This window comes from Flavobacterium saliperosum, assembly GCF_900100625.1.
In the GTDB taxonomy this organism is placed as follows: domain Bacteria; phylum Bacteroidota; class Bacteroidia; order Flavobacteriales; family Flavobacteriaceae; genus Flavobacterium; species Flavobacterium saliperosum.
Map to the genome: position 1 here is coordinate 249267 of NZ_FMTY01000002.1, position 23139 is coordinate 272405.

Sequence of the window (23139 nt, forward strand, 5' to 3'; positions counted from 1 at the left end):
AAGCCGATAAAACCCCTATATTTGCACTCGCAAAACAAATGGTGATTGTAGCTCAGTTGGTTAGAGCGTCGGATTGTGGTTCCGAAGGTCGCGGGTTCGAGACCCGTCTTTCACCCTTAACATTGGTAAGCCTCCAGGAAACTGGAGGCTTTTTTTATTTTTCATTTTTTTTTTGAATAAAAAGCGGATTCCTAATAAAAATCTTACTATATTAGTGAAGCTAAATTAAAAGCAAATTAATAAGTAGAACATAAAAAAAGTATTATGGGATCATTTTTAATTACAAAAAGAACAAACGGTGAATTTCAGTTTGTATTGAAAGCAGGTAACGGTCAGGTTATTTTAGCGAGTGAAGGTTATACAACCAGAGCAGCTTGTGAAAACGGAATTGAGTCAGTACGAAAAAATTCTCAGGACGATGCGCGTTTTGACCGTTTGGAATCCAAAAACGGAAAGCCGTATTTTAATTTAAAAGCTACTAACGGACAAATCATTGGGAACAGTGAAATGTATGAGTCAGAAGCCGCTCGTGAAAACGGGATCGAATCCGTTAAGAAAAATGCACCGGATGCCGCTGTAAAAGAAGAATTATAATTAGCATTTAAAATAAAAAAGCTCCTCATTGAGGAGCTTTTTTTATGGGTTTATTTTCCGTCACGGTCAACAACAATGCGGTTTTCGCGGTTTGTTAACTCCCAGGCTAATGCAAATGCCAGTTTTGCTCTTTTGGTCAGGGCATCAAACTCGATTTTTTCCACTTCATCGGTCGGCTTGTGATAATCATCATGAATGCCATTAAAGAAGAAAATTGCAGGAATCCCTTTTTTCGCAAAGTTATAATGGTCGGAACGGTAATAAATTTGCTCCGGATCGTTTCTGTCGTTGTATTTGTAATCCAAACGCAGGTTAACGTATTTACTGTTCATCTCTTCGTTAATGGTATGCAATTCCGAGCTTAATCGGTCGGAACCAATCACATAAATATAATTGCTGTCATTCGGATTCAAATTATCGCGACGACCCACCATGTCTATATTAATATTGGCAATGGTATTTTTCAATGGGAATAACGGATTTTCAGAATAATAACGCGAACCGTGTAAGCCGTGTTCTTCTCCGGTTACATGAAGGAATAAAATGGATCGTTTCGGACCTTTTCCGGCCTTTTTAGCCTCCATAAAGGCTTTGGCAATTTCCATTACGGCAACCGTTCCGGAACCGTCGTCATCGGCACCGTTATAGATTTCCCCGTTTTTCATTCCGACGTGATCGTAGTGTGCGGAAATAACCAAAACTTCTTCCGGTTTTTCAGAACCTTCAATGTAAGCCCAGATGTTCTCGGAATCATTCAGTTTCGGACTGAATCCTTTTTTCATGTATTCGGAAGGGACTTTTTGATAAAAACTATCGGCTCCTTTTGGAAAAGAAATCCCAAGTTTCTTGTATTGATTGATGATGTATTCCCCCGCTTTTTTTTGTCCGGGTTCCCCCGTATTTCTTCCTTGCATTTCATCAGAAGCAATAACATACAGGTTTTTCTTTAAATTTTCCTGACTGATTGCTTTCAGGTAGTTTTCCGGCGTGCTTGTTTTTGTCTCGGCAATTTTTTGTTGTGAAGTACAACTTGCAAAACTCAACGAAAGCACCAGGCTTAGCATGATTATTTTTTTCATATTGATTGATGTTTTCTAATTAGTAGCAAAAATAGATTTTTGTTTCACTTTAAATTTATTTTTTTATTCAATTGTCATTGCGGTGTAAATAATGTAGGCAACCAACACAATCCAAAGAAAAATGAAATTTATGAAAAACAACGTGGAACTTTTTAAAAAAGAGATGAATTTATTTTCGCCGTAAAACCGTTTGTGTGCTTTGTAAAAATAAATGATGAGCCAGAAAAAGTAAGCAATGCGAATTATACCTTTTAAGACCTCGAACAGTATTAGGTCACTGTAACTTTGAATCCATTCTGAAATTATAAGCAAACTGGTAAGCAGAAGCATGAAGGAGAAATAGTGTAACGTGAAAATTCCGTGATCGAAATAATACCAGCGTTTTTTTCCGTGAAAAAACCACAACCAGAATGCAAAAACAGGCAAATAAAGGAAAAGTACTTTCGGTAGGTTTTGCTTGAAATGTATGAGTGATTTGTCGAAAGCCTGTCTGAAAGTATTATGTTCAGCAACGGTAACCATTTTTTTGGTATACCAGTATTCGATTTTGTCTAATTTGTCTTTTTCGGGAAGTAAGCTCTGAACAGAATCCAATGCTTTTACGGTCTTATATTTTCCAAACCAGCCGTATTCGTCCATCCAGCTGTTGTTGTATCCTTGTTGTTCTTTCGGAATGCTGTCGTTACTGTTCCAGAGATTTACCTTGGCTTCATCAGTTGATTTCGTAACCTTAATGGCGGCATCTTTATCTCCAAAGGCAATATTTTTTTCGTTTAGTACAAGTCCGGAAAGGAAAAAGGTAATGAAGCTGATGAAAATGTAAAGTTTAATCGGAGCCACAAAACGTTGTCTTCTCCCGGACAGGTACTCGCGTGTGAGTCTCGCCGGATGGAAGAGAAGGTATTTCATGGTTTTCCAGAAACTGCTGTCATAATGAACGAGGTCTTCCACAAAATGGGTAAAAAGATAATGAAACGATTTTCGGGTTTCGGTATTTTCCTGACCACATTGGGGGCAAAAACGTTCTTCCACGAAAGTGCCGCAATTTAAACAAGTCTTGTCTTCACGAAGTACCCCTTTACTCATTTCGAATTACCTTTAAATCACTTAAATTTAAAAATAAAAAAGAATACAATAAGTGTTTTCTGTATAAACTACTGATTTTTAAGATGAAATGGATTGTAAGGGTAATTGCGTATAAATAAAAAGCTCCCGATTTTGGGAGCTCTTTTTGATTTCTTAGAAGTTAGGGCTAAGATTGTATTTTTTATAGAAGGTATCCAGTACTTCCAAAACTTCATCTTCGGTATCCACCACTTTAATAAGATTCATGTCTTCCGGATTGGCATTGTTTTCTTTTTCAATAATAACGGCTTTAATCCAATCCAATAATCCGCTCCAGAATTCCCTTCCCACTAAGATAATAGGGAACTTTCCTATTTTTTTGGTTTGGATTAGGGTAACGGCTTCAAACAATTCGTCTAACGTACCAAAACCGCCCGGCATTACAACGAATCCCTGAGAATATTTTACGAACATTACTTTGCGCACAAAGAAATAATCGAAACTCAGGTTTTTGTCTTTGTCGATATACGGATTGTAATGTTGTTCAAAAGGCAAATCAATGTTTAAACCTACGGAAGTTCCGTTTCCAAGATGCGCCCCTTTATTTCCGGCTTCCATAATTCCGGGACCGCCACCGGTAATCACACCATATCCGGCCTGACTGATTTTATAAGCAATTTTTTCTGCCAATAAATAATATTTGTTATCCGGCTTCGTTCTCGCTGATCCGAAAATGGATACACACGGACCAATTCGTCCCATGGATTCATATCCGTTAACGAACTCCGACATAATTTTAAAAATTGCCCATGAATCGTTAGAACGTATTTCGTTCCAGGTTTTTTGTTTGAACTTTTCCTGGATTTTGTCGTCATCACTTAAAAAATCATCTTTCATCATTTTTCTTTTTCGTTAAAATTAAAATAGCCTGCTAATGTAATTCTTTTTTCAAAAATTGCGCAGTATAGCTTTTCTTATTTTTAATGATCTCTTCCGGAGTTCCTTTGGCAATCAGCTCACCGCCGCCTTTTCCACCTTCATAACCAATGTCAATGATGTAATCGGCGAGTTTGATTACGTCCATATTGTGTTCGATAATCAAAACGGTATTGCCTTTTTCAACCAGTTTAGTAATCACATCCATCAACACGCGAATGTCTTCAAAATGCAATCCGGTTGTAGGTTCGTCAAGAATGTAAAAGGTATTTCCGGTATCTTTTTTGGATAATTCGGTAGCCAGTTTGATACGTTGCGCTTCACCTCCGGAAAGGGTCGTGCTTTGTTGTCCCAATGTAATGTATCCCAAACCAACGTCCTGAATGGTTTTGATTTTTCGGTAGATTTTCGGAATGTTTTCAAAAAACGGCACCGCTTCATCCACCGTCATCGCCAATACATCCGAAATTGATTTCCCTTTGTAACGGATTTCCAGTGTTTCCCTGTTGAAACGTTTGCCCTGACAGGTTTCACATTCCACATACACATCCGGTAAGAAACTCATTTCAATGGTTCTCACACCCGAACCTTCACAGGTTTCACATCGTCCACCTGAAACATTAAAACTGAAACGCCCCGGTTTGTAACCACGAATCATGGCTTCGGGCGTTTGGGTATACAGGCTTCGGATTTCCGAAAACACATCGGTATACGTTGCCGGATTGGAGCGTGGTGTACGCCCAATCGGACTTTGGTCAATGTCAATTACTTTGTCTATGTGCTCCAGCCCTTCAATTTTTTTGTACGGCTGTGGTTTTTTTACCGCGTTGAAGAAATGGGCGTTCAGAATAGGGTAGAGCGTTTCGTTAATCAATGTCGATTTACCGCTGCCCGAAACTCCCGTAACACAAATCAGTTGTCCTAACGGAAATTCCACGGAAACATTTTTCAGGTTATTTCCTGTCGCACCACTTAGTTTTATTGATTTTCCGTTGCCTTCACGTCGTATTTTAGGAACAGCAATTTCCATTTGTCCGTTAAGGTACTGCGCCGTAATGGTTTTTTCTTTCAGCAGTTCGGCCGGAGTACCGCAACTGATGATTTCTCCGCCAAAACGACCCGCTTTCGGACCGATGTCAATCACATAGTCGGCACGTTCAATCATGTCTTTGTCGTGTTCCACCACAATAACCGAGTTTCCGATATCGCGCAATTGTTCCAAAGAGTGAATCAGTTTTTCGTTATCGCGTTGGTGTAATCCGATACTCGGTTCGTCCAAAATATAAAGGACTCCAACCAATTGTGAACCGATTTGCGTGGCCAGACGGATACGTTGCGCTTCACCACCCGAAAGTGATTTTGAACTTCGTTCCAATGCCAGATAATTTAAGCCGACATCCACCAAAAACTGCAAACGGGCTTTAATTTCCTTAACGACTTCTACGGCAATGGCTTTTTGTTTTTCCGATAAATGAGTGTCTAAGTTTTCAAACCAGGTACTCAATTCGTCGATATCCATGGCTGATAATTCGCCAATGTTTTTTTCGTTGATTTTAAAATACAGGGATTCTTTTCGCAATCGGGTTCCGCGACATTCCGGACAATCGGTTTCGTCCATGAATTCCTTCGCCCAACGTTTGATGGAGGCCGAACCGCTTTCTTCGTATTGGTTTTTGATGAAATTCGAAATCCCTTCAAAATCGATTTTATAGTCTTTCGTGATGCCCATTACTTTGGAAACCACTGAAAATTTCTCGTTTCCGCCATTCAAAATCATTTCCATCGCAACTTCAGGAATAGTTTCTATGGCATCTGTTAATTTGAACCCGTATTTTTCTCCGATAATTTCCAATTGTTTGAAAATCCACGAACTTTTTTGTTCCCCCAACGGAGCAAAACCACCTTGTTTGATGGATAATTTCGGATTCGGGATGATTTTATTCAGATTGATTTCGTTCACGGTTCCCAATCCGTTGCAATGCGGACAGGCACCTTTCGGGGAGTTGAACGAGAAGTTATTCGGCTCCGGATTCGGATAGGAAATTCCGGTGGTCGGACACATTAAATTCCGACTGAAATACCGTACTTCCTGACTTTCCTGCTCGATAATCATCATGATACCATCACCGTGATACATCGCGGTTTTAATGCTTTCGGTCAGACGTTTGTCTAAATCTTCCGTTGTATCTATCGCCATTCGGTCAATAACCGTTTCGATATCGTGGGTTTTGTAACGGTCAATTTTCATGCCATATTCCAAATCACGGATAACACCGTCCACACGTACTTTTACAAATCCCTGTTTGGAAATCTGTTCGAATAATTCACGGTAATGTCCTTTACGTGAACGGATTATCGGGGCTAAAATGTTGATTCTCTTTCCGTTGAAGTTCTCAAAAATAAGTTCCTTGATCTGGTCATCGGAATAGGAAACCATTTTTTCACCGGTATTGTAACTGTAGGCTTCACCGGCTCTGGCAAATAATAATCGAAGGAAATCGTAAATTTCGGTAATCGTTCCAACGGTGGAGCGCGGACTCTTACTGGTGGTTTTCTGCTCGATGGCTATCACCGGGGAAAGTCCGTCAATCTTATCCACATCCGGGCGTTCCAGACCACCCAAAAACTGACGGGCATAGGCAGAGAACGTTTCGATGTAACGGCGTTGTCCTTCGGCATAAATAGTATCGAAAGCCAATGACGATTTTCCGGAACCCGAAAGCCCGGTTATCACCACAAGTTTTTCACGCGGAATAACAACATCTATATTTTTAAGGTTATGGACGCGGGCGCCTAAAACTTCAATCGTATCTTCTGTATTTAACATAATTAGCTGTGTAGTTGTGCAAAACGCAAAGGTACTGTTTTGTAGCCAATTTTAGTAAGTAGCCGTGAAAAGAAAACAGAAATTTATTCTATCCGCAAGGATTTCAGTTTTTCCCGATACGCATCCAGAATGTCGACTTTTGCAATGTAACCCAAGCAGGTTTTGTCTTTCAGAACGAAGAGCATTTCTGAATTTGAAGTTTCGAATTTCTCCATGACGGTTTCCATGACTTCATCATAGCAAACGGTTTCTTTTGGAGTTTCGATTACATCGCTTAACGGAGTGTGTTTTTTCTGAAAATCATTGAAAATAATCGGCCGGATAGTATCGAAATGGATAATGCCTTGAAATTCGTCTTTTTCATTAACTACCGGAAAAACAGTTTGTTTTGTCTCTGAAAGTAAATTGGCCACATCGTCCAGTTTCGCAGTGGACGCAATAGTAACGAAATTGGTTTTAAGATGTTTTGATAAATCGATGGAAGACAGGATGTTTTTATCTTTATCCGTGGTGAAAACCGTTCCCGAATCCGCCAGGTTTTTAATGTCCATCGAATGCCCTTCCATGCTTTTTGAAATCGCAAAACTGATGGACGAAACAATTAACAGTGGCACCATTAAACCGTAGCCGCCGGTAATTTCAGCAATCAGGAAGATGGCGGTTAACGGCGCATGAAACAATCCGCTTAAAACACCTGCCATGCCAACAATTGAAAAATTACTGATTGGCAATTCTTTGTTGATTCCGGTAAGCTGAAAAAATTTGGCAACAAAAAAACCAAGGTAGGAACCCACAAAAAGGGAAGGGGCGAAGTTGCCACCGTTCCCGCCACTGCCTAATGTGAGTCCGGTTGCGATGGATTTTATCATTAAAGTCACTCCGATGAAACCCAGTAGTATCCATTCGTTGGATTTGTGTTCGTCTAAAATGGTGTTTTCCAATAAAACTCCCGGATTTGCGGAGGACAGCGTTTTGATACTTTCATAACCTTCCCCGAAAAGCGTTGGAAAAAAGAAAATCAGTATAGCTAAAAGAGAAGCTCCAAACAAAGCTTTTTTATACGTGGACGATTTGAACTTACTGAAAAAATGTTCCACTTTCCGAAAATTTCGCGCATGATAGACGGAAACCAATCCGGCCAGAATCCCTAAGATAATGTAATAGGGAATATTGTGATAGTCGAAGGTAAGTTGTCCTCTGAAGGTCAGTAATATATCTTCTTTCAAAACCACCGTGGAAACCAAAGCGCCTGTGGCCGCCGAAATCATAATCGGGATAAAAGCCGTTACACTCATATCGGCTAAAATCACTTCGATGGCAAACAAAACGCCGGCTATTGGAGCGTTAAAGGCGGCTGCAATTCCGGCTGCCACACCGCATGCCAATAGTAAGGTTCGGTCTTTGTAATTCAGTCGGTATTTTTGAGCATAATTGGACCCGAAAGCGGCACCGGTAATGGTAATTGGCGATTCCAGTCCGGCAGAACCACCCATGCCAACGGTTAGTGAGCTGGTTATGATTTGCGCATACATTTGTTTTCTCGGCATGATTCCCGATTTGTTGGCTACTGCAATCATAATCTGAGACGTGCCTTTTTCGATACTGCCGTCAAGGAATTTTTTGATGACGAAAGCGGTCAGTAAAATACCAATTACGGGAAGAATACTGTTGGAATAGGGCAAATGTAAAATACCGTCTATATAATTGGCAAAACGGAAAACCCAATGCGCAAAGGTTTTTAAAACAATTACCGCCAACGCTGATGAGATTCCGACCAATACACAGGAAACGTATAAGAATTGCCGGTTGCTCAGAATCGATTTCAATAAAAAAAGAAAAGCTTCAAAACGCTTTAATTGTTTACGCAGCAACAAAAGGAGAGGTGAAACTTTTTTATCGGGCATTGGTGTTTTTTTAGATTACAAACAAATGAAACGCTAAAATAAGCCAATTTTATGAGAACCTTGTTTTAAAAAAATTATAAATTTCGGAGTGCTTCCCGTTTGCTTAGTGGCTTTAAATCGGTTTTAGCTACAAATTCCGTTACGCCTTTCGGGTTGAACCGACTGTAATCGCGTAATGCCCAACCAATGGCTTTCTGAATGAAAAATTCTTTGGAACCTTTGAACTTTTCGCAGATGGAAAACAACAATTTTGCATCGGTCTGCACTTTATAATCCAATTGAAACAAAATTGCAGAACGGTTCAGCCACATATTATCTGAATTTGAAAACTTAGTCACAACATTTTCTGTTTCATCCGGAAATTGAACTAAATAATTTCCCAACAGAAATTTTGCAATTGTATCCACGCTGTCCCACCAGGAATGGGTTACAATCATTTTTTCTATGAGTAGGATGTCTTCTTTAACGTAACTTTTTTTGAGTTCCTTTATCAGAATCTCGATGGCACAATAATGAAACTCGCGTTCCTTTTTCGAAAACAATTCCCAAGCAATGGCTTTTGCGTTTTGTTTGATTTCTTCCTTGTGGGTTTTCCAGAGTTCTTTCAGGATTTCTCTTCGCGGTGTGGTTTTGATTCCGAAAAAAGAAAAATTGTTTTTCATGTAAGCTTCCATTGGCCCGGCAATTTCTGCTGAAGTATTTTCGCGGAAAGCATTTTCCAGTTCAGAGACAAAGCTCATTATAAAATGGCCAGTTTTTGTTGAACATGCGCTCGTAATTCTTCAAAAAAAGCGGTGAATTCCGATTCGAATTTGGTGTAGTATTGTTCGAGTTCTTTTACGGCATTCTGCATCGAAACGCGATTTTTGGTCCGATGATCCATCTGAAATAAAATCATTCCGATGCCTTCTATTGTTGCATAACTAGCAAGCCAGTTTCGACCAATCATCGAGGGCATCATGGCCTGTGTTTTCGGGTTCAGCCAATCGTAATTATCCCGTAGTGACTGATAAAATCGTTCGGCATAGTCTTCCAGTTTTTCATCGGAATAGACCGCCCAGTTTTTTGCCAGAAAATGGTCGTAGAAAATATCCATAATTACCCCTGAGTAATGTCCGTAAGCTTCATGCAAGCGGTGTTTGCTCTGTCGGAAAACCGGATGCGCATCCGTAAAGGTATCAATGGCACGGTGCAACAGTATGCCTTTTTGCACATCAATCGGAAACTGTTCGTAGTCGTGACCACGGATGCCGTCCGCAATGAAATTCCCGATTTTAATCAAATCGTTGTTTCCGGAAAGATAGATGTGTGCTAAGAAGTTCATTTTTTTCTGAGTTTCTGAGTTTCTGAGTTTCTGAGTTTCTGAGTTTCTGAGTTTCTGAGTTTCTGAGTTTCTGAGTTTCTGAAAAAAAACATTAATTGTAAATATATGAAAAAACTTAGCAACTAAGTAACTTAGCCACTAAGCAACTTTCTTATATTTGTACTTACAAAAAACGAAATTCATATGACTTTAATAAAATCCATTTCGGGAATCCGCGGCACCATTGGCGGTAAAGTGGGGGATAACCTAACACCTGTGGATGCGGTAAAATTCGCATCGGCTTACGGAACGTTTTTAAAACAAAACAGTTGGAAAGAAAAGCTAACCGTTGTAATTGGTCGCGATGCCCGTATTTCGGGACCGATGATTCACAATTTGGTTGTCAATACGCTTGTTGGATTAGGAATTGACGTAATCGATTTGGGTTTGTCAACCACGCCAACAGTCGAAGTGGCGGTTCCTATGGAAAAAGCGGATGGCGGAATTATTCTGACAGCTTCTCATAATCCGAAACAATGGAACGCATTGAAATTGTTGAATGACAAAGGAGAATTTTTAAACGGTGCCGATGGTGCTAAAATTTTAGAAATCGCCGAAGCGGAAGCGTTTGATTTTTCGGATGTGGACAGTTTAGGGACGGTTACCGAAAACGATGCCTACATGGACATTCACATTGACGAGGTTTTGAATTTGCCTTTAGTGGATGCTGATGCAGTTGCCAAAAGAAAATTTAAGGTTGTAGTAGACGGAGTGAATTCTTCAGGAGGTGTCATTATTCCGAAATTGTTGGAACAGATGGGCGTGGAAGTGGTAAAATTGTACTGCGAACCTAACGGCCATTTCCCTCATAACCCAGAGCCGTTGAAAGAACATTTGGGAGACATTTGTCAATTGGTGGTAAAAGAAGAAGCTGATTTCGGAATTGTTGTCGATCCGGATGTGGATCGTTTGGCATTTATTTCCAACGACGGAGAAATGTTCGGTGAAGAATATACTTTGGTGGCTGTTGCCGATTACGTATTAAGCAAAACTCCCGGAAATACGGTTTCGAACATGTCGTCTTCAAGAGCGTTACGCGATATTACCGAAAAACACAACGGAAGTTATCAGGCAAGTGCAGTAGGTGAGGTGAACGTAGTAGAATTGATGAAATCGACCCACGCGATTATCGGCGGAGAAGGGAACGGCGGAATCATTTATCCGGAAAGTCATTACGGACGCGACAGTTTAGTGGGCGTTGCTTTATTTCTTACGCATTTGGCGAATATGGAAATGACGGTAGCCGAATTGAGAGCTTCTTACCCGCAGTATTTCATGAGTAAAAACAAAATCGAACTGACGCCGCAAATTGATGTGGATGCCGTTTTGAAAACGATGACCGAAAAATATGCTTCTGAAAATATTTCAACCATCGACGGAGTGAAAATCGATTTCCCTACGGAATGGGTCCACTTGCGAAAATCAAATACCGAACCGATTATCCGTATTTATACCGAAGCACCGACACAAAACGCAGCGGATGTTTTAGCGGAACGTTTTGTTAGTGAACTGAAACAGGTTGCCGGAATATAATTTATTCTATTACGGATTTTGATACAAAACAAAACCCTGAGTGAAAGCTCAGGGTTTTTATTAAAATTTAAAGTACAATGTTATTTCTTTATAAACTGTATGGATTGGAATTTAGCGCCATTATGTACTTTTACTAAATAAATACCAGTATTAAATCCGGAAACATTAATTTGAACATCATTTGAATTATAAGTAGCATCCATAAATTTCTGTCCCATTAAATTATATATTTCCACGCGGTCAATTAATTCATCGTTACTAATATTTAATACATTTTGCGCTGGATTAGGGTAAAATTTTAATTTTTCGAATATCACATCATTTGTGCTTAATGTTTGGCGTACAGTTACAGGAAGTCTGTAAACGCTTTCAATCCCGCCAACAGTTTGTGAAGCATAATAGGTAACCCCATCAACAAGTAATGTGGAACCAGGCAATAAACTGCTCACCTCATTGCCATTTCTGTATGTACTGGTCGTTGTACAGGAATTTTGAGTGCTATACCATTGAATGTTTTGTCCGTTTACAACAAGGTTAGAGAGTGTTTGCCCAGTCGTGAAGTTTTGATATGTTGAACCTGTTGGTGTAAGTGAAGATGGAACATTTGATAAACTATATCTGACAATGCCGTTTTTTCTGTTACCGTCAATTTTATCAAAGGAGCCGCTTAATAGTATAGCATCGCAATTTTGCTGCGAAGCTCTTAATCCAATATTAAAATCATTATTTATAAACGAACTTTCCAAGACACCGTTAGCATTAAAAATATAATACATTTTATCGGTGGTAACATTGTTAAATTGATTTAACACCGGACTAGTAATTATTTTTCCCTGAGAGGTAACGAATATTTTATCGAAAGCTGGAGATGAATCCGATGTGTATCCCCCAAAATTAAGGTTAAAAGAGGCATCATTTGTTCCGTCAGCATTCAGTCGGCCTAGATAGGTTCTGGATGCTACATTGTTATAGTATGAAATCAATATTTTACCATCCGGCTGAATTTTGGTGTAGTTGATTCTGCCTTGTGTCGGATTGAAAGCGCTATCTAATGAACCGTCCGTATTTAATCTTTGTAATCCCGGAACCATTACATAAGTTGGAGCAGGATAATAGACAGGATGCGTTACTAAAATTTTCATGTCTGCCTGAAGCTCAATATGAGTCAGATTCTGATCGAAAAGCACAGAAGTAAATGAAGTATCCAATGAACCATCTGCGTTTAATCGGATGACTTTATATTTGGCACTTTGCATAAAAAGAGGGCCAGTGCCAATAGCAATTATTTTACCGTCATTCTGAATTTCAAAATCTAGAATGTCGTTACCGGAAATAGGGGTAAAAGAAGTGTCAAGCGAACCGTTTGCATTTATTCTGATTAATTCTTTTTCCACACCGTTTACCAATGCGCTTATTGTCGGCGTACTTGTAAGTAGTATTTTACCGTCAGTTTGTTCTCTGATGATGCTTGATTTTTGATCATAACTTGTTGATGACGAAAAACTAATTAGCGGGTCTATTGTAAAACTCGAATCAAAAGCTCCGTTTGGAGCCACTTTACACATGTGGTTAAAACCATTGTCATTATAGGAAGAGAAAGTCCCCATAATTAAAAAGCTGCCATCGGTTAATACTTTTAAGTTGTGATTACCAGAGGAATTACCGTTAAGTTGTGATGATATAATATTTGTACCCTGGCTGGGGTTAAATGTTATGTCAAGAGTACCATTTGTATTTAGTCTGTGAATGCCTTTTCTGCTTCTTCCACTTGGTTCATTATAATCGATATTTACAATAATTTTACCACTTTGCATATATAAACTGCAAGGGTAATTTGTGTAACTTGAATTCGTATAAGTAAAAGTTGCATCAACAGAACCATTGGTATTAAGTCTTTTTATTTTAGTTTCGGCAGGGTATACGATTTTGCCGTCCGACTGAATGCAAAAATCACTGATTATAATTCCGCTATTATCATTTGCTCGGATAAAACCAGTATCTCGAGTTCCGTTCGAATTTAATCGCGTAAAGCCATAAGATACTACATATCCACCGGAATAAAAGGCACCACAAGCTACAAGGATTTTTCCGTCAGTTTGGATGGCAACTTTGTCTATAAAGCTACCGAAGCCATTAATTGTATGGTCCATAGTCCCGGTAAAATAAACATTAAAAGATGAATCCAAAGTTCCATTACTGTTAATACGTGCTATCCTGGCATTTGAATTCGTCCCGATTGGTGTAAATTCACCCCCTACCACATATTTCCCATCGCTTTGTATCGCTATGGATTGTATCCAATAACTATATGTGGCGTTAAAAATAATTCCATGTGTAAAAGTGGTATCTATGCTACCGTCGCTGTTTAATCGGACAATATTATTACAGGTCACATTATTTACTTTAGTAAAATCGCCTACCGCAATGATTTTTCCGTCGTTTTGATAAATGACATCATTAATTCTAATATTATCGGGTGTTCCTGAGCTAATGTTTTCAAAAACAGGTATAGCAAAACTATTGTTTACTGAACCGTCAGCATTATAACATTTAATAGTCATATTTCCGCTAACTTCATTGTAGCTGTCAACAGTTGTTAAAAATTTTCCGTCCGATTTTACAAAAATTTCATTTGTATATAGTTGATCGGTATAATTAAAAGTTTCATCAATACTACCATCAGCATTTAATCGTATAATATCACGGAATAATCCAATTGAAGGATTTTCATAAACAGATAATAATTTTCCGTCAGGAAGCAGGGCACTTTTTGTTCCGATGTTTTGCTGGTAAGTGCCATTGTCGTTTGGATTAAAGGAATTGTCGATAGTTGGTGATTGTGCGCTTCCGTTTTGACTTAAAAAAGCAAAAAAGAGCAATAAAAAGTAGATTTTTTTCATAAACATGTTTTTGTTTATCTGCCTTGTTGATAATGGAAATTGAATAATCAGATATTTGATTGTATATGTGCAAATGTACTGTAATATTCTCACAGATATTTGACAGATAGATAATTTTTGAGAAATATCAAAAATTCAATTTAACTCCGAAATGGTAACTTAGGGTTTTATGTTTTCAATATTCTTAAAAACTCAATCCACGGACCCACTTCTTCCTTATACTGTTTGGCCATAATTCGGTTAATCTGAGCTAAATGGTCTAAATCGTGCGCTACCCAACAGCTTAGTAGCTCCGAAAGCGTCACTTCACCGAAAACAGGATGAATGCCTTTGCGGGAGTAATCGGCTTCGGTAATTTTTTTAGATTTCAGGACTTCCAAATTTTGTTTTCTGAGTGATTTGAATTCTTCCAACAGTTGGTTGAGGTTTTTCCCTTTGCTTTCTTCAAACATCGCAAAACGGTCGAAAGGCGTGAAGGTTTTGTTATCGCCTTCAGAAAGGATGATTTCCAGTCGGCCTATCCAATCCGTTTTTTCACCATGAATCAAATGTCCTAAAACATCAAAAGTGCTCCAGGTGTCGGGACCTTCGTTGCAATGTGTCCATACTTCGGAGAGGTTTTTCAATTGGGATTGCAAAATAAAAGGCGTGCGTTCCAGAATGGCTATAGCATCATCGAGATTAAATTTCATGGTTTCAGAATTTGCTGACTAAGATACGATTTTTATCATTTCATGAATTTATGAAAAGCAATACTTTCCTTGTCGATGACATTTGAATACAATCATTTTTATCAATACTGAAATCTGTAGAATCAATCTTGTCGTATATGGTTTTAGAATTGGAATTTGTACTTTTGAAAACCATTAAAAAACAAACAATGAAAATCGTTATTTCTCCAGCTAAGTCATTGGATTTTGAAAAAGAATTGCCAACAGCACAATACACGGAAGCCTGCTTTTTAAAAGAAGCCAATTCGGTGCATAAAGTGTTGAAGAAAAAGAAACCCAAACAGCTGATGGAATTAATGGATATTTCAGATAAGTTAGCCGATCTGAACTGGCAACGCAATCAGGAATGGGCAACACCATTTACTCCTGACAATGCGAGACCAGCCGTTTATGCTTTTAATGGTGATGTGTACCTCGGTTTGGATGTTTACAATCTGCCAATCGAAAAAGTAGCCGTTTTGCAGGACAAACTCCGCATACTTTCCGGTTTGTACGGACTATTGAAACCATTGGATTTAATGCAGCCGTATCGTTTGGAAATGGGTACACAACTGCCAATAGGTAAAAACAAAAACCTGTATGAGCTCTGGAAGACCAAGATTACCAAAGAATTAAACAAAGAGCTTAAAAAAGGCGATTTGTTTCTGAATCTTGCCAGTAACGAATATTTTTCGGCTGTTGATGTGAAAACGCTGAAAGTACCTGTAATCACTCCGGAATTCAGAGACTATAAAGACGGTAAACTCAAGATGATCAGTTTTTTTGCGAAAAAGGCGAGAGGCATGATGGTGCGTTACATTATTGATACCAATGCGGAAACCCTCGAAGAATTGAAAGGCTTCAATTACGAGGGCTATAAATTTGATGAAAGTTTAAGCAAAGGGAACACGCTGGTTTTCACCCGGTAATTAACCTAAATGTAAATATTCTTCATAATCACGGAACGTATCTCGGGTCATTTTACGCTGGTCTCGTGAAATCTCGCGAAGTGCTTCGACACCTTTTCGGGCACAACGTTTTACTCTTCCTATACGGGAAGAAAATTCCATTAATCGATTGGCATCGGATGGCTGGAGTTTGTCGCGAAGTTCGTTTACAAATTCAGAGAATTCGTTCAAGACATAACTGTTTTCTTCGTATTCCGATTGTAAGTCCACTAAAAACTCATCAATCTCTTTTTCGATGTCGTGACAGTTGAGTTCACTTTTCTGTAAAAATTCCTTTAGAATCCTTTTGTCGCCGTTTGTAAATATGCCCATGGTGAAGAAGTGTTTGGTTAATACTATGTAACTTATTATGAATCAATCAAATATATTTTAAATTTGGGTTAATTTTTCATTATGATATTAAAAATCGATTAAATGAAAAAAATATACGACCAAGCGAATTGAAAGGCAGTATTTCATTTCCGCAGTGGATTCAATACATAAACCTTAAAAAGGTAATCTTACTCTTTTATCAGTCTGTAAGTTGTTAATCATTGCTTTCGTTCCCGATGAATAGAAAGAGTTTTGTTTTTAATTTTAATGCTAATTATCAATAAAATAGATTGTTTTAATTAAATTATCTGTTTAATAAATTCAAGAATGTTTTCCACCCGGTTTTCTTTTAAATAACTCACAAACTTACTTCCGATTATGGCTCCTTTTTGATGGGTTATCGCTTCTGAAAAAGTGGTGGCATTTGAGATTCCGAAACCTACAATTTGCGGGTTCTTCAGTTTCATTTTAGCGATTTTTTCAAAGTAGCCTTTTTGAATAGCCCCAAATGCTTCCTGATTTCCGGTGGTACTTGAACTGCTTACCATATAGATGAAACTATCGGAGAGACTGTCAATTTTGCGGATGCGTTCCGTAGAGGTTTGTGGTGTTATTAGGAAGATGTTTTTCAGATTGTAGTGTTCAAAAACAGCTTTGTAATCTTGCTCGAAAACAGTCATTGGTAAATCGGGAATGATTAAACCGTCGATGCCCACTTCGGCACATTTTTGGCAAAATTCGTGGATTCCGAACTGCAATATCGGATTGAAATACCCCATGATAAGTAACGGAATGTCAACCGATTTCCGAATGTCTTTCAGCTGTTCAAACAGCAATTTTGTAGCCATCCCGTTTTGTAATGCGATGGTGGAACTTTCCTGAATGGTGGGGCCGTCGGCCAATGGATCGCTGAAAGGTAATCCGATTTCTATCATATCCACACCGTTTTTTTCAAGTTCCTGAATGATGGAAACTGTATCGTTGAGGTTGGGAAATCCCGCCGTAAAATAGATGGACAGCAGTTTTTTGTTTTCCTGTACTTTGTTGTTTATTCTGTTCATGTTTTTTAGTTTTTTGCGTTAGGGATGGTAACAGCATCCTTTTTTGTGGCTTTTTCAGACTCAAAAAAGATACAGTGTACAGCCCGACCCTTGTGGAAACGCCCAATTAAAGTTTGAAATAATCGATATAGGTATTCAGATCTTTGTCGCCGCGACCGGAAAGGTTAATCACAACAACATCGCTTTTATCGAATTTTCGCTGATCTAAAACGGCTAAAGCATGCGAACTTTCAATAGCTGGAATGATACCTTCGGTTTTACACAGATTCAGTCCCGCTGACATTGCTTCGTCGTCTGTTATGGCAATGAACTCCGCTCTTTTCGATTCAAAAAGATGCGCGTGAAGCGGTCCGACACCCGGGTAATCCAAGCCTGCCGAAATGGAATAGGGTTCGGTGATTTGTCCGTCTTCCGATTGCATCAACAACGTCTTACTGCCATGAATAACACCGATTTTCCCCAAAACGGAAGTCGCGGCACTTTCTCCGGAATCAACCCCTTTTCCCGCAGCTTCCACAGCGATAAGTTTTACGGTTTCATCATCCAAAAAATGATAAAAAGCACCAGCCGCATTGCTTCCGCCACCCACGCAGGCAATCACGTAATCAGGGTTTTCTCGACCTTCTTTTTCCGATAACTGCTGTTTCATTTCGGCGGAAATCACACTCTGAAATCGCGCTACCATGTCGGGATAGGGATGGGGTCCCACTACCGAACCGATGATGTAATAGGTGTCGGGTGGGTTGTTAATCCAATCCCTGATGGCTTCATTGGTGGCGTCTTTGAGGGTTTTGGAACCGGAAGTGGCGGGACGGACTTCGGCACCGAGCATTTTCATCCGGGCAACATTGGGTGCTTGGCGTTGGATGTCGATTTCGCCCATGTACACGATGCATTGCAATCCCATGAGCGCACAAACCGTTGCTGTTGCCACACCGTGTTGTCCTGCTCCGGTCTCAGCAATGATGCGGGTTTTCCCTAATCGTTTTGCTAATAAAATCTGTCCGATGGTATTGTTGATTTTATGTGCGCCGGTATGACACAAGTCTTCTCTTTTTAAGTAAATTTTCGTGTTGTATTTCGCCGATAACCGTTCTGCGAAATATAATGGTGTCGGTCTTCCGACGTAGTCTTTCAACAGCTGTTGGAATTCTGCCTGAAATTGCGGTTCATTGCTATAATTGAGATAGTTTTGGCGTAATTCTTCCACATTTGGATAGAGCATTTCGGGGATGAAAGCGCCGCCGAATTCGCCGTAAAATCCCTGTTCGTTAACTTGATAGTGCATGTTGTAGTTGTTTTAAAAGTTGTATGTTTTTTAAACCGGGTTTTGTTTCGAATTTGCTGTTTACGTCGATAGCGTAAATGGGTAAGTTCAGTTCTTTTATTCTTCTAATTTCTTCTAAGCCAATACCTCCACTAAGAAAGAAAGGTTTTTTTGAAGGATATTTTTCTAAAATCTGCCAGTTGAAAGTTGTTCCGTTTCCGCCCGGATTTTGGCCTTTGGTATCAAAAAGAAAGTAGTCACAAACGGTTTCGTACGACTGAATTGCTTTAAAATCAAAAGTGTCATCTAAGGAAAAAACTTTGATAACTTCCACATTGTTAAGTTTGACTAAAGCACAAAATTCAGCGGTTTCGTTGCCGTGTAGCTGAATCAGTTGCACATCGTATTGTTTTATTTTACTCTGAATTTCATCCAAAGAAGCATTTACAAAAACGCCGACTTTCTGTATTGATTTTGGTAGTTCGGGTACATCGCCATCAAAAAAACGTGGCGATTTTTCATAGAAAATAAAACCCATATAATCAGGAAGTAATTCGGCTGTTTCCTCTATATTTTCGGAATATTTCATCCCGCAGATTTTTAGTTTCATGATTTCACCAATAAAGAGTTCATAAATGATTTTGCAGCAATTCCTGGGTTTTCGGTTTTCATGAAATGTTCTCCTATTAAAAATCCCTGATAGCCAAACGGTTGTAATTCTTTTATGGCTTCGACGGAACTGATGCCGCTTTCGGACACTTTTACGAATTCGTTCGGAATGTGAATGGCCAATTCTTTACTGAAATCCAAGCTGACTTCAAAAGTTTTCAGGTTGCGGTTGTTTACGCCAATCATATCCAAACTCGGCATAATCGCTTTTTCCAACTCTTCCCGGTTGTGGACTTCCAGTAACACTTCCAGTCCGAGCGAATGGGCAAATTCCGAAAGTTGTTTGATTTCTTCTCTTTTTAAAACGGCAGCAATCAATAAGATAATATCGGCGCCGTGGGCTTTGGCTTCCAAAATCTGGTATTCGTCGATGATGAAATCTTTTCGTAATAACGGAACATTCACAGAAGCTTTAGCCAAAAGCAAATCGTCTAAAGAACCTCCAAAATACTTCCCATCGGTTAAAACCGAAATTCCGGAAACTCCTGCATTTTGATAACCGATAACGACTTCTTCCACAGAATAACCATTATTAATGACTGATTTTGAAGGAGAACGACGCTTGTGTTCGGCGATAATTCCTGAGATGCTGTTACGTAAAATTTTGCTCAACGAATAGGTTCTTGTTCCGAATAAGACAGAATTCTCAAGTTGCGTTATTGGAATCAATTGCTTTTTGAGCGCGACTTCTCGCTTTTTATCTGTGATGATTTTATCTAGTATGGTCATATTTTTTTAGTTTTTTAGTTATTAGGGAAAAGGGAAAAGGTGAGTTTATAATATGCATTACTTATTACTTATCTCTTGTAACTTCTTTAATTTTTCAATTGCTTTTCCTCTCAGCAAGCTTTCTTTCGCAAGTTGAAATCCTTCAATTACGGAGCAGTTTTTTACGGTTGCAATTGCCATTCCTGCATTGGCACAAACTACATTGTTTTGTGCTTCGGTTCCTTTTCCGGATAAAATATTCAGGAAGATTTCAGCCGATTTTTCGATGGTTGTTCCGCCCTGGATTTCGATTTGGTTTAATCTTGAGACATTGAAATCTTCAGGCTTTAAAATCTGTTCGAAGTTTTTGGAAATGAGTTTAGTGTTTCCTGTCAGTGAGATTTCGTCATAACCGTCTAAGCTGTGCAAAATGGTAAAATTCGTTTCGGTATTCTGGTACAGATAGGCATACATCCGCGCTAATTCCAGACTGAAAACCCCCACCAACTGATGTTTCGGGAAACTCGGATTCACCATTGGTCCCAACATATTGAAAAAGGTTTTTACCGCCAGTTCTTTTCGGATGGGCGCCACATTTTTCATGGCAGGATGGAAGAGCGGCGCGTGTAAAATGCAGATTCCCGCTTCATCCACACATTTTTTCAGAAAGTCCTTGTCGTTACTGAATTTTATTCCCAAAGTTTCCATGACATTACTCGAACCCGAAATGGAAGAAACACCGTAATTTCCGTGTTTGGCAACCTTGATTCCTGCTCCGGCTGTGACAAAAGAAGCCAGTGTGGAGATGTTAAACGTATCTTTTCCATCACCGCCGGTTCCACACAAATCGATGGTTTCGTAGTCTTTCAGGTCAATCGGAATGCAAAGTTCCAGTAAAGCCTCACGGAATCCTGCCAATTCCTCAATGGTAATGCTTCGCATCATGAATACGGTCAGGAAACTCGCAATCTGGCTCGGATTATAGCTTCCGTTGGAAATGTTTACGAGTATGTTTTTGGCTTCCCCTTTCGATAGGGTTTCGTGTTGAATGAGTCGGTTTAGTACGTTCTTCATAATTTTTAGATATAAGTTAGGCTGGGCTTCAAGTTTTTGAGACTTAAAACCGAATATTGTTTTCGATATAATTATTTGTTAATTAGCTGTTAAGCCAATTTTCAAGAATTTTTTTTCCGTGCGGAGTTAGAATGCTTTCCGGATGGTATTGGACACCGCGAACATCATAGGTTTTATGTCGGAGTGACATGATTTCGCCATTTTCATCTACGGAAGTGATTTCCAGAATGTCAGGAAAATCATTGGTATTCACTACCCAGGAATGGTAGCGACCGACTTCAATTTCATCATCTAAATCTTTAAAAAGCGTTTCGTCGGGAACGGTGATTCGGACTTTAGTAGCCACACCATGATAGACTTTTTCAAGATTGGTCAGGCTCCCACCGAAAACTTCTCCAATCGCTTGTAGGCCAAGGCAAACGCCGAGAATACTTTTAGTGGGCGCATAGGTTTTGATGACTTCTTTCAGTAATCCGGCTTCATCAGGGATTCCCGGTCCGGGGGAAAGCAGGATTTTATCGAAGTTTTTAAGCTCCTCAATATAAAATTCGTCGTTGCGAAAAACGGTTACGTCGCAATTCAAATCTTCCAGATAATGCACTAAATTATAAGTGAAACTATCGTAATTGTCTATGACTACTATTTTTTTCATTTTTTCGAGTTACTAAGTTGCTTAGTTGCTTAGTGTTTTTTAACTACCAACTGAACACTGATTACTGAATACTATATTGTTTCTGCTAAATCTAACGCTTTGTTTAACGCACCCAGCTTATTGTAAACTTCCTGCATTTCGCTTTCTTCGTTGGAACTGGCGACAATTCCGGCTCCGGCCTGATAATGCAACTGATGATTTTTACTCAAAAAAGTCCGAATCATAATGGCGTGGTTAAAATTACCATCAAAATCCATAAATCCAATGGCGCCGCCATAGAAATTTCGGTTGGTGTTTTCGAGGGTTTCAATCAGTTGCATCGCTTTGTGTTTGGGCGCTCCTGATAAAGTTCCGGCTGGGAAAGTATCGGCAACAACCTGCATGGTGGAAGCTTTTTCATGCATTTGTCCGCTCACTTTGGAAACAAGATGAATCACATGGGAGAAAAACTGTACTTCCCGGTATTTTTCAACGTCCACATTGTTTCCGTTCCGACTTAAATCGTTTCTCGCCAAATCCACCAACATCACGTGTTCGCTGTTTTCTTTCGGATCTTGGGATAATTGTTTGGCTAGAATCGCGTCCTGTTCGTCGTTTCCGGTGCGCTTGAAGGTTCCGGCAATTGGGTGAATTTCCGCTTTTCGGTTTTTGATGACTAATTGTGCTTCGGGTGAGGACCCCATGATTTTGAAATTCCCATAATCGAAAAAGAACAGATACGGGGAAGGGTTGATACTTCGTAAGGCACGATACACATTGAATTCGTCGCCTTTGAAACCCTGCGTAAATCGTCGGGATAACACCAATTGGAAGACATCGCCACGGAAACAGTGTTTTTTGACCAAAGCGACATTGGTTTTGAAATCGGCATCGGATAAATTGGAAACCGAATTTCCTTCTTTCGAAAACGAATAGGAGGCGAAATTTTTCGATTGGATTAATTGTTCAATTTCGGAAATGTTGTTTTGATTATCAGTGCGGTGACAGAAAATATACGCTTCATTTTTGAAATGATTGATGGCGATAATGTTCTGATAGACTGCGTAAAAAATATCCGGAATGGTTAAATCGGACGGTCTTTTCTCGATGCTTACTTTTTCAAAATAACGAACGGCATCATAGCTTATAAATCCGAACAAACCGTTGTTAATGAACTTAAAGTCATGATTTTCCGATTCAAATTTTCCGGCAAATTCCTGAATGCTTTTAACAACGTCATTTTGGTTTTCAAGCTTTTTTTCAGTCGAAGTTCCATCCGGAAAGGCAGTCGTGATTTGCTCGTTTTCGACTTTAATACTCGCCATCGGATTGCAGCAGATATAAGAGAAACTGTTGTCATTACCATGGTAATCACTACTTTCCAACAATAAACTGTTCGGGAATTTGTCGCGAATTTTCAGATATACGCTTACCGGCGTGATGGTGTCAGCAAGGATTTGCTTGTAATGGGTATGTAATTTATAAGTTTTCATCTCACTATGTTTCTATTTTTTTTATGGGTTCGATGTTGTTCGCCC

20 protein-coding genes and 1 tRNA gene are annotated in these 23139 nt (G+C 39.2%); 4 read left to right on the plus strand and 17 right to left on the minus strand.

Annotated elements, in window-relative coordinates; all coding sequences use genetic code 11:
* Window positions 1-40 precede the first annotated feature (40 nt).
* Window positions 41-116, plus strand: a tRNA-His gene (locus tag BLQ05_RS04585).
* Between the two features lie 148 nt (window positions 117-264).
* The gene (locus BLQ05_RS04590; RefSeq protein WP_023576528.1) at window positions 265-594 is read left to right on the plus strand and encodes a YegP family protein; all 330 of its coding nucleotides are present in this window, start codon (window positions 265-267) and stop codon (window positions 592-594) included.
* 50 nt (window positions 595-644) lie between these two features.
* Here BLQ05_RS04590 and BLQ05_RS04595 read toward each other — a convergent pair whose 3' ends face one another.
* From BLQ05_RS04595 to BLQ05_RS04625, 7 genes are all read right to left on the minus strand, one after another.
* Window positions 645-1673, minus strand: a complete 1029-nt coding sequence (locus BLQ05_RS04595; protein WP_023576529.1) for a M28 family metallopeptidase — start codon at window positions 1671-1673, stop codon at window positions 645-647.
* A 63-nt stretch (window positions 1674-1736) separates the two neighbouring features.
* Window positions 1737-2759: a DUF3667 domain-containing protein gene (locus BLQ05_RS04600; RefSeq protein WP_023576530.1), complete on the minus strand. Its 1023-nt coding sequence runs from the start codon at window positions 2757-2759 to the stop codon at window positions 1737-1739.
* Between the two features lie 153 nt (window positions 2760-2912).
* A complete protein-coding gene (locus tag BLQ05_RS04605; RefSeq protein ID WP_023576531.1) occupies window positions 2913-3635 on the minus strand; it encodes an LOG family protein in 723 nt (240 codons plus the stop codon).
* A gap of 34 nt (window positions 3636-3669) precedes the next feature.
* Window positions 3670-6501, minus strand: a complete 2832-nt coding sequence (uvrA, locus tag BLQ05_RS04610) for an excinuclease ABC subunit UvrA (RefSeq protein ID WP_023576532.1) — start codon at window positions 6499-6501, stop codon at window positions 3670-3672.
* 83 nt (window positions 6502-6584) lie between these two features.
* Window positions 6585-8405 carry a chloride channel protein gene (locus tag BLQ05_RS04615; protein ID WP_023576533.1) on the minus strand — a complete coding sequence of 607 codons (1821 nt, stop codon included), beginning with the start codon at window positions 8403-8405 and terminating at the stop codon, window positions 6585-6587.
* 74 nt (window positions 8406-8479) lie between these two features.
* On the minus strand, window positions 8480-9145 hold the full coding sequence (locus BLQ05_RS04620) for a DNA alkylation repair protein (RefSeq protein WP_035654530.1): 666 nt from the start codon (window positions 9143-9145) through the stop codon (window positions 8480-8482).
* Window positions 9145-9729, minus strand: coding sequence for an acyl carrier protein phosphodiesterase (locus BLQ05_RS04625; RefSeq protein ID WP_023576535.1), 585 nt, complete (start codon window positions 9727-9729; stop codon window positions 9145-9147). Before BLQ05_RS04625 ends, BLQ05_RS04620 begins: the two co-directional genes overlap by 1 nt.
* A gap of 183 nt (window positions 9730-9912) precedes the next feature.
* Here BLQ05_RS04625 and glmM point away from each other — a divergent pair, with 183 nt between their 5' ends.
* Complete coding sequence (glmM, locus tag BLQ05_RS04630; RefSeq protein ID WP_023576536.1) at window positions 9913-11301, plus strand: phosphoglucosamine mutase; 1389 nt, start codon at window positions 9913-9915, stop codon at window positions 11299-11301.
* 80 nt (window positions 11302-11381) lie between these two features.
* On the opposite strand, the gene BLQ05_RS04635 is transcribed toward glmM, so the two are convergent.
* Together BLQ05_RS04635 and BLQ05_RS04640 are read right to left on the minus strand one after the other, a co-directional pair.
* Window positions 11382-14201, minus strand: coding sequence for a T9SS type A sorting domain-containing protein (locus BLQ05_RS04635; protein ID WP_023576537.1), 2820 nt, complete (start codon window positions 14199-14201; stop codon window positions 11382-11384).
* A 167-nt stretch (window positions 14202-14368) separates the two neighbouring features.
* Complete coding sequence (locus tag BLQ05_RS04640) at window positions 14369-14893, minus strand: DinB family protein (RefSeq protein WP_023576538.1); 525 nt, start codon at window positions 14891-14893, stop codon at window positions 14369-14371.
* Window positions 14894-15081: 188 nt separating this feature from the next.
* Between BLQ05_RS04640 and yaaA the strand changes: the two genes are divergently transcribed.
* A complete protein-coding gene (gene yaaA, locus BLQ05_RS04645) occupies window positions 15082-15840 on the plus strand; it encodes a peroxide stress protein YaaA (protein ID WP_035654564.1) in 759 nt (252 codons plus the stop codon).
* Here the strand turns inward: yaaA and BLQ05_RS04650 are convergent, their stop codons facing one another.
* The 8 genes from BLQ05_RS04650 to BLQ05_RS04685 all read right to left on the minus strand — a co-directional run bounded on the left by BLQ05_RS04650 (window position 15841) and on the right by BLQ05_RS04685 (window position 23094).
* Window positions 15841-16191 carry a hypothetical protein gene (locus BLQ05_RS04650; RefSeq protein WP_023576540.1) on the minus strand — a complete coding sequence of 117 codons (351 nt, stop codon included), beginning with the start codon at window positions 16189-16191 and terminating at the stop codon, window positions 15841-15843.
* A 299-nt stretch (window positions 16192-16490) separates the two neighbouring features.
* Window positions 16491-17252 (minus strand): tryptophan synthase subunit alpha, encoded by a 762-nt coding sequence (gene trpA / locus BLQ05_RS04655; RefSeq protein WP_023576541.1) that lies wholly within the window; start codon window positions 17250-17252, stop codon window positions 16491-16493.
* Between the two features lie 106 nt (window positions 17253-17358).
* Window positions 17359-18540 carry a tryptophan synthase subunit beta gene (gene trpB, locus BLQ05_RS04660; RefSeq protein WP_035654532.1) on the minus strand — a complete coding sequence of 394 codons (1182 nt, stop codon included), beginning with the start codon at window positions 18538-18540 and terminating at the stop codon, window positions 17359-17361.
* Window positions 18524-19108, minus strand: a complete 585-nt coding sequence (locus BLQ05_RS04665; RefSeq protein WP_023576543.1) for a phosphoribosylanthranilate isomerase — start codon at window positions 19106-19108, stop codon at window positions 18524-18526. The genes trpB and BLQ05_RS04665 overlap by 17 nt, the downstream gene beginning before the upstream one ends.
* Before the next feature lie 17 nt (window positions 19109-19125).
* Complete coding sequence (gene trpC, locus BLQ05_RS04670; protein ID WP_023576544.1) at window positions 19126-19917, minus strand: indole-3-glycerol phosphate synthase TrpC; 792 nt, start codon at window positions 19915-19917, stop codon at window positions 19126-19128.
* Between the two features lie 57 nt (window positions 19918-19974).
* The gene (gene trpD / locus BLQ05_RS04675; RefSeq protein WP_023576545.1) at window positions 19975-20970 is read right to left on the minus strand and encodes an anthranilate phosphoribosyltransferase; all 996 of its coding nucleotides are present in this window, start codon (window positions 20968-20970) and stop codon (window positions 19975-19977) included.
* An 82-nt stretch (window positions 20971-21052) separates the two neighbouring features.
* On the minus strand, window positions 21053-21622 hold the full coding sequence (locus BLQ05_RS04680) for an anthranilate synthase component II (protein ID WP_023576546.1): 570 nt from the start codon (window positions 21620-21622) through the stop codon (window positions 21053-21055).
* Between the two features lie 71 nt (window positions 21623-21693).
* On the minus strand, window positions 21694-23094 hold the full coding sequence (locus tag BLQ05_RS04685) for an anthranilate synthase component I family protein (protein WP_023576547.1): 1401 nt from the start codon (window positions 23092-23094) through the stop codon (window positions 21694-21696).
* Between the last annotated feature and the right edge of the window lie 45 nt (window positions 23095-23139).

Coding starts and splice junctions, on each gene's coding strand:
- BLQ05_RS04605 (WP_023576531.1), bottom strand. CDS start 3,635: ATGAAAGATGATTTTTTAAGTGATGACGACAAAATCCAGGAAAAGTTC.
- BLQ05_RS04665 (WP_023576543.1), bottom strand. CDS start 19,108: ATGAAATATTCCGAAAATATAGAGGAAACAGCCGAATTACTTCCTGAT.
- trpC (WP_023576544.1), bottom strand. CDS start 19,917: ATGACCATACTAGATAAAATCATCACAGATAAAAAGCGAGAAGTCGCG.
- uvrA (WP_023576532.1), bottom strand. CDS start 6,501: ATGTTAAATACAGAAGATACGATTGAAGTTTTAGGCGCCCGCGTCCAT.
- BLQ05_RS04640 (WP_023576538.1), bottom strand. CDS start 14,893: ATGAAATTTAATCTCGATGATGCTATAGCCATTCTGGAACGCACGCCT.
- yaaA (WP_035654564.1), top strand. CDS start 15,082: ATGAAAATCGTTATTTCTCCAGCTAAGTCATTGGATTTTGAAAAAGAA.
- glmM (WP_023576536.1), top strand. CDS start 9,913: ATGACTTTAATAAAATCCATTTCGGGAATCCGCGGCACCATTGGCGGT.
- BLQ05_RS04625 (WP_023576535.1), bottom strand. CDS start 9,729: ATGAACTTCTTAGCACACATCTATCTTTCCGGAAACAACGATTTGATT.
- BLQ05_RS04635 (WP_023576537.1), bottom strand. CDS start 14,201: ATGAAAAAAATCTACTTTTTATTGCTCTTTTTTGCTTTTTTAAGTCAA.
- trpA (WP_023576541.1), bottom strand. CDS start 17,252: ATGAACAGAATAAACAACAAAGTACAGGAAAACAAAAAACTGCTGTCC.
- trpD (WP_023576545.1), bottom strand. CDS start 20,970: ATGAAGAACGTACTAAACCGACTCATTCAACACGAAACCCTATCGAAA.
- BLQ05_RS04685 (WP_023576547.1), bottom strand. CDS start 23,094: ATGAAAACTTATAAATTACATACCCATTACAAGCAAATCCTTGCTGAC.
- BLQ05_RS04595 (WP_023576529.1), bottom strand. CDS start 1,673: ATGAAAAAAATAATCATGCTAAGCCTGGTGCTTTCGTTGAGTTTTGCA.
- BLQ05_RS04620 (WP_035654530.1), bottom strand. CDS start 9,145: ATGAGCTTTGTCTCTGAACTGGAAAATGCTTTCCGCGAAAATACTTCA.
- BLQ05_RS04590 (WP_023576528.1), top strand. CDS start 265: ATGGGATCATTTTTAATTACAAAAAGAACAAACGGTGAATTTCAGTTT.
- BLQ05_RS04615 (WP_023576533.1), bottom strand. CDS start 8,405: ATGCCCGATAAAAAAGTTTCACCTCTCCTTTTGTTGCTGCGTAAACAA.
- BLQ05_RS04650 (WP_023576540.1), bottom strand. CDS start 16,191: ATGGGCATATTTACAAACGGCGACAAAAGGATTCTAAAGGAATTTTTA.
- BLQ05_RS04680 (WP_023576546.1), bottom strand. CDS start 21,622: ATGAAAAAAATAGTAGTCATAGACAATTACGATAGTTTCACTTATAAT.
- BLQ05_RS04600 (WP_023576530.1), bottom strand. CDS start 2,759: ATGAGTAAAGGGGTACTTCGTGAAGACAAGACTTGTTTAAATTGCGGC.
- trpB (WP_035654532.1), bottom strand. CDS start 18,540: ATGCACTATCAAGTTAACGAACAGGGATTTTACGGCGAATTCGGCGGC.